Here is an 18367-nt window from a genome sequence, read left to right on the forward strand (position 1 = left end):
TACCGCTCTGGTGGGTGCCAACCTTGGTTGGCACGCTTCTCGAGCAGTCGAGCAAGCTCGACTCTACAATAGCCCCCTCCCGCAGCCTGCCGTACCGCCATGACCGACCTCGCCCCGCAGACCCCGATCGAAACCCTGCTGAAGGCGGCGATGGACGGGGCGGTGCCGATCCGCGCTTTCATGGAGGCCTTCGTCGCCTCCGAGGTGGTGCTGTTGACCGGCAGCCTGGTCACCCCCGACGGCAGCGGCTTCGACCCGCTGCTGTTCGACAAGCAGGGCACCCTGCACGTCGCCGTGTTCACCGATCCGTCGCGGGTCGGCATCTACAGCCAACAGGCCCCGCACCAGATCCGCTGGCTCATGCTGGACGTGCTGCGCCGCGTGCCGGGTGGCTACGGCGTGGTGATCAACCCGGGCACCCCGCTGGGCTTCGAAATTTCGCCCAGCGGCGTCGGCGAGATCCTGAAGGATTTCGCGCAGGGCTGAACCGCCGCCGCGCATTCTGTAGAGTCGAGCCATGCTTGACTGCCTTTCGCAAAATGCCGGATGAGTCGAGCATGGCTCGACACTACAGAACGCTTCCCCATCAAGGCATGGCCATGGAATTCAGGGTATTACCCGCCGGGGCACCGGAACGGCAGCAGTTGGCGCAGTGGTATCACGCGCAATGGGGCCGCGACGCCGGCCTGTCTCTGGAACAGGAACTGCAACGGCTCAACCCAGTGCAGGATGCCGACGGCTTCCCGCATCTGATAGCCGCCTTCGATGGCGGCCAGTTGGTCGGCGCAGTGCAGCTCAAACGCCGCGAGATGCAGGCCTTCCCGCAGTACGAGCACTGGCTGGGCAGCGTGTTCGTGGCCGATAGTCATCGCGGGCGTGGGCTGGCTGGCGCGCTGGTGGAACAGGCGGCGGCGCGGGCGGCGCGGATGGGGGTTACCGACCTGTACCTGCAGACCGAAGCGCTGGATGGCGGCCTTTACGCCCGGCTGGGCTGGAAGCCGCTGCAGGAAGCCGACAACCGCAGCCATCGCGTACTGGTGATGGTGCGCAGGATTTCCGCATGAACACGCTCGCACCGGGCCATTCCCGCTCTGCGCTGATCTTCCTGGTCACGGCCATCGTCGCTGCGCTGGTGTCCATGCCCGTGCTGCGCGCGGTGGGCATGGTGCTATGGCCGGTGTTCGTCATTGCCTGGCTGATCAACCTGGGCGCGGCCTGGCATCTGGCGCAATGGGCGCGCCAGCAGGGGCGCTCGGCCTGGGCGTTCGGCTTGCCGGCGGCGCTCGGCACCGTTGCCTCGATCGTGGTCTTCGTGCTGCTGGCGGTGTTGGGGCCGAAGCCCCCGGTGCGCTGAACCTTCGCGGCTCTCGTCGACAGCATGCCTCGGCACTAAAGGTTCCACGCGGAGCGCCGGCACGGGGGCCGGCGCTCGATCACCTCACATCGTCACCTTGCGCCGGTTGTCACTGCTCACCCGGTCGATCAGCTTGTTGTACGGGTCGAAGCCCGCCTCATCCGGCTTCCCGTCCACGGTCACGGTGATTTTCGGCGCGGCGCCGGTGATGTGGTGGCGCTGCAGGTACAGCACTTTCTGGTCGCGTTCCTTGCCCGAAGGCCCGTTGGCGAACACGCCGATCTCGACCCAGTCATCCATCGTGCCGTCGCTTTCCTTGCCCCTGCCGTCGGCGTACTGCTTGGCCGCGTGCAGGTCCAGGGTCACGTCGTAGCGACCGTCATCGCGCTTGCGCGCACTGGCGGCCATCACCCGGTTGTCGTAGAAACTGATTTTCTCGAACAGGTCGGTGACCAGCTGCTGGCGGTCGGCCGGGGTCTCGGCACGGATGTAGCCCAGCAGTTCGCGCGAGGTGGTGTAGGGCGGCTGCTGGAACCCCTTGTCCTGCAGGAAACGCTTCAACGCGCGGTTCAGGGCCTGCTCGCCGATTTCCTCGCGCAGCCGGTAGAACACCAGCGAACCCTTCTGGTAGTGGATGTACTGCTGGTTCTCCACGCGCTCCAGCGGCTGCTCTTCGATGGCTTCGCCACCGCGCCCGGACAGGTAGCCATCCAGTTCGCGCTTGAGGAACTGGCGCATGTGCTGGCGGCCGTACTCCTGCTCCATCACCATCAGCGCCGAGTACTGCGACAGCGATTCGGAAAGGACCGTTGCGCCCTGCACGTTGGCACCGATCACCTGGTGCGCCCACCACTGGTGGGCGATCTCGTGCGCGGTGACGTAGAACACGTAGTCCACCTTGTCCGGATCACGCAGGTCGGCGATGAAGCCGATGGCCTCGGAGTAGGGAATGGTGTTGGCGAACGACTGCGCGAAGCGGGCATAGCCCGGGAACTCGATGATGCGCACCTGGCGGTGCTGGTAGGGCGTGAAGTTGGCCTCGTAGTAGGCCAGCGATTTCTGCACCGCTTCGATCATCCGGTCCACGTTGTAGCCGTGCGCCGGGTCGAAGTAGACCTCCACCGGGATGTCCTTGTACGTTGCCTTGCGCACCTCCCAGCGTGCCGACAGGTAGGCGTAGAAGTTCAGCATCGGCCGGTCCATGGCATAGCTGAAGCAGCGCCGGCCGTTCACCGTGGTCTCATGCTTCAGGTAGCCCGGCGCCAGCGCGATCTGGTCCGGCGCGGTGCAGACCGTGGTGCGGAAGTCGAGCCAGTCGGCATCATTGGAGATATAGGTATTGGCACGTGCGGCTTGGTCTTCCAGCCTGGGCATGCGCCGCGGTTCGCCGAGGTCGCGCTTGCGGCGCTCGTTGCGATCGCTGATCTCGGCCCCTTCGTTGTAACCGAACGAGGGCAGTACGCGGCTGTTGAAGAAAGTTCCGTTGTCGACGATGTTGCTCGGCGCCTGGCCGGCAGTGATGCCGTTGGGTTTCTGCACCACCCGGAAGTGGACGTTGCGGCTTTCACCCGGTTGCAGTGGCGTGGCCAGACGGTAGATGCGGTAGCCAAGATCGGCGTCGTGCATCGACAAGGTCTGCCCACCCAGGTCAACCGCGACCAGCTGCTTGTCATCGCCCATCGAGACATGCACGTCCTGGATCGGCACGGCATGCGTGTTGCGCACCGTCCAGTTCGCATCGATCACCATCGACTGCGATTCCGGGAACAGGTCCACGCGGTTATCCACCGCCACGATGCGCGGCTGCGGCAGGTTCCGGTACTTCGACAGTTCACGCTCATAGCGCGCCTGCAGATCCAGCTGCTGGTCGGGCGATATGAATTCGTTGCGGATGTTGGTGCTCCAGTACAGCCAGCCGCCCACGCCGATGAAGGCCAGCGCCGCCAGCCCGGCAAGGGCGCCGGTGGGCCCGCGCAGGCGACGACCAGCCAGGGCCAGGCGCTGGCGCAGGCCCTGGCTGACGCCGCGCACCCAGAACGCAGAGGCCAGGCACATCAGGGTCAGCAGGAACAGTGCCCAGTAGCCCTGGAACGCCAGCTGGCCGGTCAGGAAGTGGCCGTAGCCATTCATGTCCGAATAGGGGGCGATCGGCCAGCTGCCGAAGTTGTAGATGTTCTGCGTGTAGTCGAGCATGCCCAGCACGCCCTGGCCGATCATCACCACGATCAGCAGCGCGTAGCCGACGAACTTGTTGTTGGTCAGTACCTGGAGCACCAGCGCCAGGCCTCCCATCAGGATGTAGACCACCGAATCCAGCGCCAGGCTGCGCAGGTACAGCAGTGGCTCCAGATGGGTGTAGCCCTTGGCCAGCTGCACGCCCATCGCGGCCAGTGCGCCGGCTGCCTGGAAGCAGATGATCACCGCCAGCAGCGCAGTGAACTTGGCCAGCAGCGGTACCCAGTTCGGCACCGGCATGGCATCGGTCACTTCGTTGATGCGCGTACTGCGTTCCTTCCAGACAAGTTCGCCGGCGAAGAACAGCACGATGATCACCAGCAGCCAGCTGAAGGCACCCTGCAGGCCCATGATCATCTGCGAGGTGACCGGCCAGATCGAGGTGCCGTACAGGGTCTGCCGGAACAGCGCGCTGGGCAGGAAGTTGGCCAGGCCCAGCACCAGCAGCACGATGAACGGCACGCTGCGCAGCACGCCGCCCGTGTCGAAACGCACCTGGCGCAGGAACTGCTGCCAGGCCGTGGTTGCGGTGAACGCCGGAACCACGCGTGGCAGGTCCGCGCGGGCGGGACGGACCGCAACGGCATCCGCAGCGGGCAGGATGGGCTTGCGGCCCCATCGACGGCGGCCGCTGCCGCTACGCTCGGTGCGGAACAGGGCAAACGTGGCGGCAAACAGCAGCGCGGCCACGCCCAGCCACAGCGCGCGGTTGGCCAGCAGGTAGCCAGCCAGTTCCGGAATGCCGCTGTTGCGTTCAGCGGTGGACCAGTAGCGGATGGTGCGGCCCAGCGCGCGCATGCCCAACGGCTCGCTCAGCACCGCGATCCACGTATTGTCGATGTCTCGCAGCAGGGCCGCGCTGGCGCCGTACAGCACCAGGTAGGCGACCAGGCCGATGTACACCCACAGGATCGAGCGGGTCAGCGCCGCCAGCAGTGACAGCAGTGCGGTGGTGAACAGCAGGTTGGGAATGACGATGACCGCGAAGGTCCAGGCATAGCCCCGCCAGCTGATCGGCCCCATGCGCTCGGGGTCGACCCAGGGCATGAACGGTGCCAGCCACAGGCCGAACGCGATCACGACGTAGACCAGCAACCCCGCAGCCAGGGCTGCCGCGATGCGGCCGGCCAGGTAGTCGCGACGCTTCACCGGGCTGGCGAAGATCAGTTCGGCGGTGCCGAGTTCGAAGTCACGCAGCAGCGCGTTGCTGACGAACAGGGCGGTGACCAGCATGCCGAGCAGGGTGAAGATGCCCAGCATCTGCGCGATCACCGTCGGCGCATTGCTGTGCACGTTGCCGGTGCCACCCCCTATCTGTACGGCATCGCTGGAGGCGGCGGCGAAGGCGAGCAGGGCGAACAGCCCGGCCAGCAGCCACAGCAGCGGAGAACGCAGCTGCTCGCGCAGCTCGAACCGGAAGAAGTTGAGGATCATGGCGCGCTCCGCTCAGGCCGCCGCGCGGGCACGGGCCTGCAGGCGCAGGCGCTGGAAGTACACGTCCTCGAGGTCGGGCGCCACCGCCGCGAAGCCGTCGCCGGGGTCGTTGGCGCTGTGCACGTGGATCACCGGGCGGCCACCCACCAGTCGCGTGGACAGCACCACGTAGCGCGCCTCATGGTCGGCCAGTTCCGAAGGATCGACCTGCTTGCGCCAGACCTGGTGCTGCAGCGCGTCGATCGCTTCGGCCGGGCGCCCGGTCAACAGCACCTGGCCCTTGTTCATGATCGCCATCGTCGGGCACAGGTCAGTCACGTCCTCGACGATGTGGGTGGACAGGATCACCGCCACGTTCTCGCCGATCGCCGCCAGCAGGTTGAGGAATCGGTTGCGCTCCTCCGGGTCGAGGCCGGCGGTGGGTTCATCGACGATCACCAGCCGTGGGTCGCCCAGCAGCGCCTGGGCAATGCCGAAGCGCTGGCGCATGCCGCCGGAGAACGTGCCGAGCTTGCGCTTGCGCGCATCCCACAGGTTCACCTGCTGCAGCAGCCCATCGACCACTTCGCGGCGCTGCGCACGCTGGGTCAGCCCCTTGAGTACGGCGAAATGCTCCAGCAGGTCCAGCGCGCTGACCTTTGGATACACGCCAAAATCCTGCGGCAGGTAGCCCAGCCGGCGGCGCACGGCGTCCTTGTCGCGCAGCACGTCGATTGGCGCTTCGCCGGGGATGCTGAGCGTGGCCGTGCCACTGTCGGCCTCCTGCAGGGTGGACAGTGTGCGCATCAGCGAGGACTTGCCCGCGCCGTTCGGGCCGAGCAGGCCGAACATGCCGCGCGGGATGTCCAGGCTGACGTTGTTGAGTGCGTGCACGCCGTTGGCGTACGTCTTGGACAGCGAATCGATCTTCAGCATGCGACGTACACCTTTCCCTGGGCGATGTCTGCGCGTTATCCGCGCATCCGCGTCCGTGCGCATCCGCCGTTGGTCATGGGGGGAGAATATGGCTGTCGCGCGTTAGCAGGGCCAGTGGCCCTTCGCTGCCTACCCGCGCTGTGACGAATCGCGCACCACCAGCTTCACCGGGATGCTCTGGCTGTCCACCGGCTGCCGGCCGATCAGCGCCAGCAGGCGCTCCACCAGCAGCTGGCCGGCTTGCTTGGTGTCCTGCTGCACGGTGGTCAGCGCCGGCGACACCGAAGCCGCCAGCGGAATGTCGTCGAAGCCGGTGACCGCCACGTCCTGCGGCACACGCAGCCCGGCCTCGCGCAGGGCCCGCATCGCACCAATGGCGATCAGGTCGCTGGCCGCGCAGATCGCATCGATCGGTTCGCCGCGCGCCAGCAGCGCCTGGCAGGCGTGCTGGCCGGAAGCCTCGGTGGTGATGGCATCGTGCTGCAGCGCTGGCTCGGCGCTCAGGCCGCGCTCCTGCAGCGCCGCCACATGGCCGCGGTAGCGCTCCTGGAATTCGGGGTAATGGCTGGAGGCATGGCCGAGGAAGGCGATCCGGCGGCAGCCCTGCTGCAGCAGGTGGGTGGTGATGTCGTGCCCGCCCTGGAAGTTGTCGCTGCCGATCGACACGCCGGGCTGGCCGGGCAGGGCGGCGCCCCAGCGCACGAAGTGCGTACCCTGTTCGACCAGCCGCTGCAGGCGGTCGCGCGATTCGTGGTAGTCGCCGTAGCCCAGCAGGATGATGCCGTCGGCCTTGTTGCTGTCTTCGTAATCGGCCTGCCAGTCGGTGGAGAGCTGCTGGAACGAGACCAGCAGGTCCTGCCCGTGCAGGGCGCAGGCGCGGGTGATCGAGCCCAGCATCGAGTGGAAGAACGGGTTGATCAGCGAATCGTCGTTGGTCGGGTCCTCGAAGAACAGCAGGGCCAGGGTGCCGGCATTGCGCAGGCGCAGGCTGGAGGCGTTCTTGTCGACCTTGTAGTTCAGCTCGCGGGCGATGCGCAGGATGCGCTCGCGGGTCTCGGCGTTGACCATCGGGCTGCCACGCAGGGCCCGCGACACGGTGGGCTGGGAGACCCCGGCCAGGTGGGCGATGTCCAGGGAGGTGGCTTTGCCTTTGATGGTCATGGGCACGCGGGAGGGGGCAGGGTGGAAGGTGCCTGGGCATGATGCCATGCGGTGGCTGCTGGCCGTCCTGGCCGTCACTGCTTGTGGCCGCGGTCGCGGTCGTGCGACGGTCAACACCATAGCCTGATGGAGCCAAGCGGTGACCTTTCGCCTGTACCCGGGTGTCCCCGACGATTTCGAGGCGCGGATCCGCATCCTTGCGCCAGAGGAGGGTGGGCGTCGCAGCCCGGCCCGGAACGGTATCCGCTGGGACTTCGCCTACGCCGATGACGTCGGGACACCCGAGCTGTTCATGATCTGGCCCGACTTCCGGCACGCTGAGGGCGACAGCTGGGCGACCGAGCTGCCGCTGCCGGTGGGAGAGTCCCTGTTGGCCGGCCTGACCGTGGTCAATGAGGTGCTGAGGGTGGGGCTGCACCGGGAGCGTATCGGGCCGGGCGTGCGCTTCCACTGCCATGAAGGGCCCAAGGTGGTGGCGGTGGGGGAGGTTACGCGGGTCACCGGCCTGCTGCTGGATCGCCCCCTGCTTCGTTGAGGCCGGTTCCGACCCGTATCGGCCGGATTCCCGACGGGCCGGGGGCGAAGGGAATGGTAAGATGCCTCGTTCCGATATCCCCCATTCGCAACCGTGGGAGGTCCAGCGTATCGGCACCCCGTCGAGTGTGCTATCACTGGTCCAGCCCCGGACAACGGAAGAATCCATCTATGGCGCGCGGCATCAACAAAGTCATCCTGGTCGGCAATCTCGGCAACGACCCGGACGTGAAGTACACCCAGGGCGGCATGGCGATCACCCGCATCAGCCTGGCCACCACCAGCGTCCGCAAGGACAAGGATGGCAACCAGCAGGAGCGCACCGAATGGCACCGCGTGGTGTTCTTCGGCAAGCTCGGCGAGATCGCCGGCGAGTACCTGCGCAAGGGCAGCTCGGTCTACGTCGAAGGCAGCCTGCGCTACGACAAGTACACCGGCCAGGACGGCGTGGAGAAGTACTCCACCGATATCATCGCCGATGAAATGCAGATGCTGGGCGGCCGTGGTGAAGGCGGCGGTGGCGGCGGTGGCGGTGGCAACTACGGCGGTGATCGCCCGCAGCGCCAGCAGGCGCCGCGCCAGGAGTACGGCGGCGGCGGTGGCGGTGGCCAGCGTGGCGGCCAGGGCGGTGGCTATGGCAACCAGGGCGGCAACCAGGGCGGCGGCTACGGCAACCAGGGTGGCAACCAGCGCCCGCAGCCGCAGCAGGCGCCGCCGATGGACGACTTCGCTGACGACGATATTCCGTTCTGATCGGGCGCTCGCCTGTTGCAGAAAAGAAAGCCCCGCCATGCGGGGCTTTTCTTTTTTCACCTGTACTTGCGGTCGTGCTCCCGCAGCATTGAATTTCTTGCAGCGCAACTTGCAAACCGGCAATTCCCTCCCCTATGGTGCAATCGATTGCATTGCTGTGAATCGTTGCGTTTGATACCGGTTGGGAGGCCGGAAGGTGGATGTCCATCCATTCGATCAGACCGGCCCCGGCGACGGGGCTCACGCGGCGCGATGCGTTGCGCCTTGCGGTTGCCGGCGGCATCGGCCTGGGAGCGGCAGGCGTGCTCCCTGCGTTCGCCGCCGATGCACCGCTCAAGGGCCAGCTGAAGCACTCCGTCGCGCGCTGGACCTTCCCGCAGTTGTCGGTGGCCCAGCTCTGCAGCACGGTGAAGGACATCGGCTTCGCCGCCATCGACCTGGTCGGCCCGGAGGACTGGCCGACGCTGAAGGCCCATGACGTGTACAGCTCGATGTGCAACGGCGCAGAGCTGGGCCTGACCCAGGGCTTTGCCGGCCGCCAGTTCCACGATCAACTGGTGGAGCGCTACACGCGGCACATCGATCTGGTCGCCGATGCGGGCTATCGCAATCTCATCTGCTTCTCCGGAAATCGCAACGGCATGGACCCGCAGGACGGCATGGCCAATGCCGAGGCCGGCCTCAAGCGCATCCTCGGCCATGCCGAGAAGCGCGGCGTGGTGCTGGTGATGGAGCTGCTGAATTCCAGGGTCGATCATCACGACTACCTGTGCGACCACTCCGCCTGGGGCGTAGAGCTGTGCCAGCGGCTGGGCTCGGACAACTTCGGCCTGCTGTACGACATCTACCACATGCAGATCATGGAGGGCGACATCATCGCCACCATCGGCAGGCATCACGCCTGGTTCAAGCATTACCACACCGCAGGCGTGCCCGGCCGGAATGAGATCGGAGACCAGCAGGAACTCCAGTATCCGGCCATCTGTCGCGCGATCCGCGATACCGGTTTTGAGGGCTATCTGGCGCAGGAATTCATGCCTGCGGCGCCAGACCCCATCAACTCTCTGCGCGAGGCGATCCGCCTCTGCGACGTCTGAAACGATATCCACCCAGGTGAGAAACCCATGGCAGATAATCACTACGACGCCATCGTTGTTGGCTCGGGAATCAGTGGCGGTTGGGCGGCGAAGGAGCTGACCGAGAAGGGACTGAAGGTCCTGATGCTGGAACGTGGCCGCAACATCGAGCACGTCAAGGACTATGTGAACGCGATGAAGGAAGCGTGGGACTTCCCGCATCGCAACCGGCCCACCCAGGCGATGAAGGCCGACTTTCCTGTGCTGATGCGCGACTACGGCCTGGCCGAAAACCTGGAAGGGATGTGGGCCAACGAACAGGACTCGCCCTACATCGAGACCCAGCGCTTCGACTGGTTTCGTGGCTATCACGTCGGTGGCCGTTCATTGCTGTGGGGGCGGCAGAGCTATCGCTTCTCCGATCTGGATTTCGAGGCGAACCTGAAGGACGGCATCGCCACCGACTGGCCGATCCGCTACGCCGACATCGCGCCGTGGTACGACCATGTGGAGAAGTTCGCCGGCATCGCCGGCACGCGCGAAGGCCTGGACGTGTTGCCGGACGGCGAATTCCTGCCGCCGATCCCGTTGAACATCGTCGAGAAGGACGTGGCCGCACGGATCAAGAAAGCCTTCGGCGGCACCCGCCACATGATCCACTCGCGCACCGCCAACATCACCCAGCCGATGCCCGAGCAGGGTCGCGTCAACTGCCAGTACCGCAACAAGTGCATCCTGGGTTGTCCGTTCGGCGCCTATTTCTCGACCCAGGCGGCGACGCTGCCGGCGGCGATGAAGACCGGCAACCTGACGCTGCGGCCGTTCTCGATCGTCAAGGAAGTGCTCTATGACAAGGATCGCAAGCGTGCGCGCGGCGTGGAGGTCATCGATGCCGAGACCGGCCAGACCTACCAGTACACCGCCAAGCTGATCTTCCTCAACGCCTCCTCCTTCAATTCGACCTGGCTGCTGATGAACTCGGCCACCGATGTCTGGGAGGGCGGCCTGGGTTCCTCGTCCGGCGAGCTGGGGCATAACGTGATGGACCATCATTTCGGAGCGGGTGCTTCCGGCCGCGTCGAGGGCTACGAAGACAAGTACTACTTCGGCCGTCGACCCTGCGGTTTCTATATTCCGCGGTTCCGTAACGTCGCCGCCGACAAGCGCGGTTACCTGCGCGGGTTCGGCTACCAGGGCGGTGCCAGCCGCACAGGCTGGTCGCGCGAGATCGCCGAGCTGAACATCGGTGCCGACCTGAAGGACGCGCTGACCGTGCCCGGTGACTGGCGCATCGGCATGACCGGGTTCGGTGAAATGCTGCCGCACCACGACAATACGATCCGCCTGGACCGCGAGCGCAAGGACAAGTGGGGACTGCCGGTGCTGGCGATGGACGTTGCCATGCGCGCCAATGAACTGGCGATGCGCAAGGACATGGCCGCCGATGCCGCCGAGATGCTGGAGGCGGCCGGGGTCAAGGACGTGAAGATGCACGACAACGACTACGCGCCGGGCAAGGGCATCCATGAAATGGGAACCGCGCGCATGGGCCGTGATCGGAAGAGCTCGGTATTGAACCAGCACAACCAGGTGTGGGATGCACCCAACGTCTATGTCACCGACGGTGCCTGCATGACCTCCAGCGCCTGCGTGAATCCGTCGCTGACCTACATGGCGCTGACCGCCCGCGCCGCCGACCATGCCGTGCGTGAACTGAAAGCGGGGAACCTCTGATGGATCGTCGCGAACTGTTGAAGATGATCGTTGCTGCCACGGGTGCGGCCATGGTCGGTCTGCCGGCGCTGGTACAGGGCAAGGCACCGGCTGCCGGGGCGATGCCTGCCTTCTCCGACGCCGATATCGCCTTGCTGGACGAGATCGCCGAGACGATCCTGCCACGGACGAAAACACCGGGAGCGAAGGATGCCGGTGCGGGTCCGTTCATGGCGACCTTCGTTGCCGACTGCTACACCGCCCGGCAGCAGGCGACGTTCCGCGCCGGCCTCTCCGACATCGACGCGCGCTCCGGTGGCCGCTTCGCATCGCTCACGCCAGACGCCCGTAACACGCTGCTGCGCACGCTGGATGCAGAAGCAAAGGCACGCACGGCCGAGGTGACCGAGACGGGCACTCCGGAAGAGGGCGAGGCGATGCCGCATTACTTCACGATGCTCAAGCAGCTGGCCATCTTCGGCTTCTTCACTTCGAAGGTGGGCGCGACTGAAGTGCTGCACTACGTTGCGGTACCGGGTCGCTACGATGGCGACCTGGCCTATGTTGCCGGCACGCCTGCATGGGGGACCAGCTGATGGAGCGCTGCATGATGATCAAGCCGCTGCTGATCGCGGCCGGTGTACTGGCCGCCGGTTCCGCGTTCGCACAGGAGGGCGCCGACCCTGCGCGCGATCCGAAGAAGACCGAGGTGTGGACGCCGGTGCCTGCAACCGTGACCACACTGCCAGGCAAGGCACCGTCTGATGCCATCGTATTGTTCGATGGCAAGGATGTCTCGGCCTGGGAATCGGAGCAGGGTGGGCAAGTGCCCTGGAAAGTTGCCGATGGCGCCATGACTGTCGTGCCCGGCAGCAAGGGCATTCGCACAAAGCAACGCTTCTGCGACGTGCAGCTGCATGTCGAGTGGCGCACCCCCATCGACACGAAGGGCTTCGATGGACAGAACCGCGGCAACAGCGGCATCTTCCTGCAGGAGCTGTATGAGCTGCAGGTGCTGGACAGCTACAACAACCCGACCTATGCCAACGGCCAGGCGGGCTCGATCTACAAGCAGGCCATGCCGCTGGTGAACGCCTCGCGCGTGCCGGGCCAGTGGCAGGCCTACGACATCCTCTGGAAGGCACCGCGCTTCTCGGCGGGCGGTGGGCTGGTGTCGCCCGCGCGCATCACGGTGCTGCACAACGGCGTGCTGGTGCAGGACGACACCGTGCTGGCGGGAAAGACCGAGTACATCGGCGCACCTTCCTATGCGCCACACACGTGCGCACCGCTCTACCTGCAGGAGCACGATTCGAAGGTCAGCTACCGCAACATCTGGGTGCGCGAGCTGTAGTGGCACACGGCCGGCGTGGTCGCCGGCCGCTTACTTCGCCAGGTAGCTGGCGATGTCGTTGATTTCCTGCTGCGAGAGCTGGGAGAAGGGCGGCATCAGCCCACCGCCCTTGCTGATCTTTTCCTTGATCTGCGCCGGTGCCATGCGCTTGCCGATGTCGGTGAGCGCCGGGAAAGCGCCCGGCATGCCCGCACGATCGGCGCCGTGGCAGGCCACGCAGTTCGCGGTGTAGAGCTTTGCACCTGCAGCCGGGTCGTCCTTGCACCAGGCGGCCGTTGCGGAGCCCAGGCCGCCCAGGGCCACGGCCATTGCCAGGATCATTTTCATGTGGGGCTCCTTCATGCGTCAGGGCTGCGCACGGGCGGGCGCATTGACGGTCAGGTGTTCACGCAGATAGTCCGCGCCGGTCTGGATGACCTTGGCCGGATCGCGCGGTTGGTCATGTTCGACGATGTACCAGTGCACGCCAGCGGCCGCTGCGGCCGGCAGGATCGCGTTCCAGTCCAGCACGCCCTGGCCGACCGCGGCGAATCCGCCCTCGTCTTCGGCCTGGCCCTTGGGGGCATTGTCCTTGGCGTGAACCGCGAAGACATGCCCGCGGAACCTGCCCAGCATCACCGCAGGGTCCAGGCCTGCACGCGCGACCCAGGCCAGGTCCAGCTCGGTCTGCAGGTCGGGACCGGCGGCGGCGAACAGCAGTTCCAGTCCCGTCCTGCCGTTGAAGTCGACCAGCTCGAAGTCGTGGTTGTGGTAGGCCAGGTACATGCCCTTGGCCCGCACCTGTTTGGCGATGCGGCCCAGTTCCTGGCCCAGTGCGGTCCAGCCTGCGGCATCGGCCGGCCGGTCCTTCTGGTCCAGGTAGGGCACCACCAGCGTGCTGTTGCCGATCGCGCGGTTGAAGGTCACTACGCCGTCCAGGTTGTTGCGCAGCTCGGCCAATGGCACGTGCGACGAAATGGCCCTGATCGAATAGCGGTCCAGCAGCTGCTTGAGGTCCGCCGCGCTGGTGTTCTGCGTGCCGACCGTTTCCACCGCATGCACGCCCGCGTCGTGGACGATCTTCAACTGCTGCTCGAGCGAGCCGGCGTTGCGCAGGGTGTACATCTGCACCGCGATCGGCTTCTGCGTGCCTGCCACTTCGCCCGCGAAGGCGGGCAGGGCAGCGAGCAGCAGCAGGACGAGGCCTGCGGTTCTACGGACAGGGGCTTTCATCAAGAGATCCTCCCGGGTTTCAAGCGATGGTGGTCCAGGCGCGTGTCCTGGCCGATGTGATGACACGGTCGACGATCAGCGCCGAGCGCAGGCCATCGTCGAAGGTAGGCAGCCCCTCGGGCTGCTCGCCGTCGATGGCGCGATAGGTGTCGGCGACAAAGGCCTCGAAGCACTGGGCGTAACCCTGTGCGTGCCCGGCCGGCAACACCGACAACCGGCGCTGTTCGGCACTGCCGGCTCCCGGCCCACGCACGAAGGTTTCTTCGCGCTGGTCGGGCCACCCGATCCACAGCCGCTCGGCATCTTCCTGGTTGAACGCCACGCTGGCCCGGGCGCCATCGATCTCGAACCAGAGACGATTGCGGCGTCCGGCAGAGACCTGGCTGACGGTCAGTGATGCCAGCGTGCCGTTGCCGGTGCGGAACATCGACGCCGCCACGTCCTCGCTGGCGACCGCCTGCATCGCACCGCCGGCTGCCGGGGTGCTGAAACTCTGCGCGCCGGAGGCGCTGCGCTCGGCGATCACCGTGTCGAACGCCGCGCTGACCTCGGCGAAGCGTTCACCGCTGACCCATTCCACCAGGTCACACCAGTGCGAACCGATGTCGGCGAACACACGCGAAGCGCCGCCCAGCGCCGGATCGACGCGCCAGTTGTTGCTGGCCGGGTCCAGCAGCCAGTCCTGCAGGTAACTGCCATGGATGAGGTGCAGGGGGCCGATGTCGCCTGCGGCGATGCGCGCGCGTGCTTCCCGCACCACCGGGTGGTAGCGGTAGACGAAGGGAACCGTGGCGACCAGGCCGCTCGAGCTGGCCAGTGCGGCCAGCGCCTGCGCGTCTTCCAGCGTGGTCGCCAGTGGCTTCTCGCAGACCACGTGCTTGCCGGCCCGCAGTGCAGCTTCGGCCATGGGCCGGTGCAGGTGGTTGGGCGTGCAGACGTGCACGACCTGCACCTGCGGGTCGGCCACCACCTCCTCGATATCGCGATAGCCGCGCGGGACACCCCACGCCTGCGCTACCTCGGCGGCGCGCTGCGCGGAAGAGGCGGCCACGCCACGGATGTCGGCACCGGCCAGCAAGGCGGCGCGACGATGCACGGCCGCGATCATGCCGGTACCGATGATGGCGATTCCAGGCTTGGGCATCGGCTGCAGTCCTCAGGGCGTGGACGCTGCGGCCGCAACCACCGGCCGGTCGCGGAACAGCAGCAGGAAGGCGATCAGCACGATGAGTGCGACGCCGGCCGGGAACAGCCAGATCTGCTGCCAGTCGGGCCCTGCGGCGGTGGTGTAGTGCTCCACCACCGCGCCGGACAGGAAGGTGCCGATCAGCATGCCCACGCCATAGGTGGCCAGGGTGATGAAGCCCTGCGCACTACTGCGTGCGTCGGGGCCGGCATGGGCATCGGTGTAGATCTGGCCGGTGACGAAGAAGAAGTCGTAGCAGATGCCATGCAGCACGATGCCGATCACCAGCAGCGAGAAGCCACTGCCGGCATCGCCAAAGGCGAACATGCCGTAGCGCACGACCCACGCTGCCATGCCCACCGCCAGCATCGTCTTGACCCCCAGCCGCACGAACAGGAACGGCATGGCCAGCATCAGCAGCACTTCCGAAACCTGGCCCAGCGACTGCAGGCCCGCGGCGCCGCGCACGCCCAGATCGTTGAGATAGGGGTTGGTGAAGTTGTAGTAGAACGAGAGCGGGATGCAGATGGCGATGGAGGCCAGGAAGAACACCAGATAGGAGCGCGACTTCAGCAGCCGCAGTGAATCCAGCCCGAGGATCTGACCCAGCCCGGCGTCGCGCTGCCGGGCCAGCGGCGGCGTGTGTGGCAGGGTGAAGGCATACAGGCCAAGCAGAAGCGACGCCAGCGCGGCCATCTGGAAGGTCAGCTCGAGCCGGTGTGCCTGCTCCCAGCCCATCCAGCCGATCAGCACGCCGGCGATGATCCAGCCGATACTGCCGGCTACGCGCACCAGCGGGAACTGCTTTTCAGGCGATTGCATGTGCCGCATCGCCACGCTGTTGGCCAGTGCCAGCGTCGGCATGAACAGCAGCATGTAGCCCATGACGCAGGCGGAGAATGTGGTGAAGTCTGTCGCGGTGGACGCCAGCCACAGCAGCACCGCACCGGCCAGGTGCAGGACCGCGAGGATGCGCTGCGCCGCGAAGTAGCGATCGGCGATCAGCCCGACCAGGAAGGGCGCGACGATGGCCCCGATCGACTGGCTGAGGAAGGCGGTCGCGACCTGGCTCGCGCTGGCCTGCAACGGGCCCTGCACCAGGTACGTGCCCAGGGTGACGAACCACGCTCCCCAGATGAAGAACTGCAGAAACATCATCGCGCCCAAGCGCGACATGGCGTGCGTCATGGCTTGCCCTCCCGGGGCGGTAATGACTCAGATTCCCAGCATGCGATGCAGTGAAGCGGCGTGGGTGCCGCTGTCGGCGAAATCATCGAAGGCGCGTTCAGTCACGCGGATGATGTGGTCGCGGATGAAGGCAGCGCCTTCGCGCGCGCCGTCCTCGGGGTGTTTCAGGCAGCACTCCCACTCCAGCACCGCCCAGCCCGGAAAGTCGTACTGCGCCATCTTCGAAAAGATCGCCTTGAAGTCGATCTGGCCATCGCCGAGCGAGCGGAACCGGCCCGGACGATCGATCCAGTCCTGGTAGCCGCCATACACGCCGCTGCGGGCGCTCGCACGGTACTCGGCGTCCTTGACGTGGAAGATGCCGATGCGGTCGTGATAGCGGTCGATGAAGCCCAGGTAGTCCATCTGCTGCAGCAGCAGGTGGCTGGGGTCATACAGGATCTTCGCCCGCGGGTGATGATCCACCACGTCGAGGAAGCGCTCGAAGGTGGCGCCGTCGTGCAGGTCTTCGCCGGGGTGGATCTCGAAGCACAGGTCCACGCCGCAGGCGTCGAACGCATCCAGGATCGGGCGCCAGCGGCGGCCGAGTTCGGCGAAGGCTTCGTCCACCAGGCCGGGCGGGCGCTGCGGCCAGGGATAGAAGTACGGCCAGGCCAGCGCACCGGAAAAGGTCGCGTGCGCGGTCAGTCCCAGATGCTGGCTGGCTTTGGCCGCCAGCATCAGCTGATCGACCGCCCAGGCCTGGCGGGCGGCGGGGTTGCCGTGCACCGCAGGCGGTGCGAAGCCGTCAAAGAGGCTGTCATAGGCGGGGTGGACGGCGACCAGCTGTCCCTGCAGATGGGTCGACAGTTCGGTGATCTGCACACCGTGTTCGGCCAGCATGCCGGCAACATCATCGCAGTAGGCCTGGCTGTGTGCTGCTTGGGCCAGATCGAACAGGTGGGGCGCCGTGGTGGGTACTTGTACGCCAGAATAGCCCAGCCCCGCGGCCCATCCGGCCAACGTGTCCAGCCGATCAAAAGGAGCTTTGTCGCCGATGAACTGCGCCAGGAACAGCGCTGGACCCTTGAGCGTCTTCAAGATGATTCGCCCTCGATGCAATCGATTGCATTACCCTAGCATGGGCCTCCCGCAGACCCGTTGTGCAGTGCACAGCGGAAACAAGAGCTGAAACCATGGCAACCATCTACGACATCGCCAAGCACGTGGGCGTCTCTGCCGGTACGGTGTCGCGGGCACTTTCCCGGCCGGACAAGGTGCTGCCCGCCACGCGCGCGCGCATCGAGCAGGCGGCTGCCGCGCTCGGCTACGTGCCCAACACGGTGGCCAGGACACTCAAGACCCAGCGCAGCGGCAAGATCCTGGTCACCGTGCCGGATATCGCCAATCCATTTTTCGCCCAGATCCTGCAAGGCGCAGAAGAGGCGGCACAGGCGGTTGGCTACGCGGTGCTGCTGGGCGATACCCAGCACCAGCCCGACCGCGAGGAGCGCTATGCGCAGATGCTCCGGCGCAACGAGGCCGACGGCATGATCGTGCTGGGGCATCGATTGCCGCCGACGGCGCGCGAGATCGTGCAGCAGCGCGGCGCCGCCGCACCGGTGGTCAATGGATGCGAGTTCGATCCTGCGCTGGGCATTCCCAGCGTCCACATCGACAACGCGGCAGCTGCACGCGCGGTGATGGAACACCTCTACGGACTGGGTCACGAGCAGATCGCCGTGGTCGGTGGGCCGCCCGACAACCCCCTGCACCAGCAGCGGCTGCAGGGCGTCCGGGCCGCGGGCAAGGCGCGCGGACGGCTGCGCCAGCAGCGCATCGTGCCAGGCGACTTTTCCGTGGAATCCGGCCACGCGGCGGCAATGGCGTTGCTGGACGTGGCACCGGCACCGACCGCGATCTTCTGCTTCAGCGACCAGATGGCGCTGGGCGCCCTGGCGGCCTGCCGTGAGCGGGGTATCCGCGTGCCGGATGACCTGTCCATCGTGGGGTTCGACGACCTGGCGTCCTCCCGTTACCTCACGCCGCCGTTGACGACCATCCGGCAGCCGATGCGCGAGATCGGCGAGCGCGCGGTCAAGCTGCTGCTGGCGATCATCGAGCATGCCGATGTGCCGCTTCAGCAGACGCTGGATTTCAGCCTGATGCTGCGCGGCTCGACGGCGGCGCCCAGGCCAGGTCGCGACCTTGATCCCTTGATCCCGAATTGACGCGAAGCTGTCAGACTCACGCCAGGCAGCCCGGCACGCGTC

General features: G+C 66.3%; 18 protein-coding genes. 10 read left to right on the forward strand and 8 right to left on the reverse strand.

Annotated elements, in window-relative coordinates:
- Positions 1-99 precede the first annotated feature (99 nt).
- The 3 genes from K5L94_RS05410 to K5L94_RS05420 all read left to right on the forward strand — a co-directional run bounded on the left by K5L94_RS05410 (position 100) and on the right by K5L94_RS05420 (position 1354).
- On the forward strand, positions 100-486 hold the full coding sequence (locus tag K5L94_RS05410) for an SseB family protein (protein ID WP_049458914.1): 387 nt from the start codon (positions 100-102) through the stop codon (positions 484-486).
- A 113-nt stretch (positions 487-599) separates the two neighbouring features.
- A complete protein-coding gene (locus K5L94_RS05415) occupies positions 600-1064 on the forward strand; it encodes a GNAT family N-acetyltransferase (RefSeq protein WP_053449057.1) in 465 nt (154 codons plus the stop codon).
- Positions 1061-1354 carry a hypothetical protein gene (locus K5L94_RS05420; protein WP_053449058.1) on the forward strand — a complete coding sequence of 98 codons (294 nt, stop codon included), beginning with the start codon at positions 1061-1063 and terminating at the stop codon, positions 1352-1354. The genes K5L94_RS05415 and K5L94_RS05420 overlap by 4 nt, the downstream gene beginning before the upstream one ends.
- An 84-nt stretch (positions 1355-1438) precedes the next feature.
- On the opposite strand, the gene K5L94_RS05425 is transcribed toward K5L94_RS05420, so the two are convergent.
- The 3 genes from K5L94_RS05425 to K5L94_RS05435 all read right to left on the reverse strand — a co-directional run bounded on the left by K5L94_RS05425 (position 1439) and on the right by K5L94_RS05435 (position 7099).
- Entirely contained in the window at positions 1439-5023 is a 3585-nt protein-coding gene (locus tag K5L94_RS05425) for an ABC transporter permease/M1 family aminopeptidase (RefSeq protein ID WP_274512138.1), read from the reverse strand.
- Positions 5024-5035: 12 nt separating this feature from the next.
- Complete coding sequence (locus tag K5L94_RS05430) at positions 5036-5938, reverse strand: ABC transporter ATP-binding protein (RefSeq protein ID WP_049458910.1); 903 nt, start codon at positions 5936-5938, stop codon at positions 5036-5038.
- Between the two features lie 129 nt (positions 5939-6067).
- Positions 6068-7099 carry a LacI family DNA-binding transcriptional regulator gene (locus K5L94_RS05435; protein ID WP_274512140.1) on the reverse strand — a complete coding sequence of 344 codons (1032 nt, stop codon included), beginning with the start codon at positions 7097-7099 and terminating at the stop codon, positions 6068-6070.
- 139 nt (positions 7100-7238) lie between these two features.
- On the opposite strand from K5L94_RS05435, the gene K5L94_RS05440 reads away from it, so the two are divergent.
- From K5L94_RS05440 to K5L94_RS05465, 6 genes are all read left to right on the forward strand, one after another.
- A complete protein-coding gene (locus K5L94_RS05440) occupies positions 7239-7634 on the forward strand; it encodes a hypothetical protein (protein WP_274512141.1) in 396 nt (131 codons plus the stop codon).
- 170 nt (positions 7635-7804) lie between these two features.
- Complete coding sequence (locus K5L94_RS05445) at positions 7805-8386, forward strand: single-stranded DNA-binding protein (protein WP_133934055.1); 582 nt, start codon at positions 7805-7807, stop codon at positions 8384-8386.
- 200 nt (positions 8387-8586) lie between these two features.
- Positions 8587-9483 (forward strand): hydroxypyruvate isomerase family protein, encoded by an 897-nt coding sequence (locus K5L94_RS05450; RefSeq protein WP_180880546.1) that lies wholly within the window; start codon positions 8587-8589, stop codon positions 9481-9483.
- 27 nt (positions 9484-9510) lie between these two features.
- Positions 9511-11196: a GMC oxidoreductase gene (locus tag K5L94_RS05455; protein WP_274512143.1), complete on the forward strand. Its 1686-nt coding sequence runs from the start codon at positions 9511-9513 to the stop codon at positions 11194-11196.
- Positions 11196-11771, forward strand: coding sequence for a gluconate 2-dehydrogenase subunit 3 family protein (locus tag K5L94_RS05460; protein ID WP_053449063.1), 576 nt, complete (start codon positions 11196-11198; stop codon positions 11769-11771). Before K5L94_RS05455 ends, K5L94_RS05460 begins: the two co-directional genes overlap by 1 nt.
- A 14-nt stretch (positions 11772-11785) precedes the next feature.
- Complete coding sequence (locus K5L94_RS05465) at positions 11786-12529, forward strand: 3-keto-disaccharide hydrolase (protein ID WP_425507583.1); 744 nt, start codon at positions 11786-11788, stop codon at positions 12527-12529.
- Between the two features lie 30 nt (positions 12530-12559).
- Here the strand turns inward: K5L94_RS05465 and K5L94_RS05470 are convergent, their stop codons facing one another.
- The 5 genes from K5L94_RS05470 to K5L94_RS05490 are packed head-to-tail and all read right to left on the reverse strand — an operon-like array spanning position 12560 to position 17195.
- The gene (locus K5L94_RS05470; protein ID WP_040008546.1) at positions 12560-12856 is read right to left on the reverse strand and encodes a c-type cytochrome; all 297 of its coding nucleotides are present in this window, start codon (positions 12854-12856) and stop codon (positions 12560-12562) included.
- Positions 12857-12874: 18 nt separating this feature from the next.
- A complete protein-coding gene (locus K5L94_RS05475; protein ID WP_274512147.1) occupies positions 12875-13741 on the reverse strand; it encodes a sugar phosphate isomerase/epimerase family protein in 867 nt (288 codons plus the stop codon).
- A gap of 19 nt (positions 13742-13760) precedes the next feature.
- A complete protein-coding gene (locus K5L94_RS05480) occupies positions 13761-14885 on the reverse strand; it encodes a Gfo/Idh/MocA family protein (protein WP_274512149.1) in 1125 nt (374 codons plus the stop codon).
- A 12-nt stretch (positions 14886-14897) separates the two neighbouring features.
- Positions 14898-16115, reverse strand: a complete 1218-nt coding sequence (locus K5L94_RS05485; protein WP_008265176.1) for a nucleoside permease — start codon at positions 16113-16115, stop codon at positions 14898-14900.
- Positions 16116-16142: 27 nt separating this feature from the next.
- Positions 16143-17195, reverse strand: coding sequence for a sugar phosphate isomerase/epimerase family protein (locus tag K5L94_RS05490; protein ID WP_274512151.1), 1053 nt, complete (start codon positions 17193-17195; stop codon positions 16143-16145).
- Positions 17196-17290: 95 nt separating this feature from the next.
- Here K5L94_RS05490 and K5L94_RS05495 point away from each other — a divergent pair, with 95 nt between their 5' ends.
- Positions 17291-18325: a LacI family DNA-binding transcriptional regulator gene (locus tag K5L94_RS05495; protein ID WP_053449069.1), complete on the forward strand. Its 1035-nt coding sequence runs from the start codon at positions 17291-17293 to the stop codon at positions 18323-18325.
- Positions 18326-18367: the final 42 nt, after the last annotated feature.

Origin of the sequence: Stenotrophomonas forensis (assembly GCF_028752115.1) — a bacterium.
Lineage (GTDB): Bacteria > Pseudomonadota > Gammaproteobacteria > Xanthomonadales > Xanthomonadaceae > Stenotrophomonas > Stenotrophomonas forensis.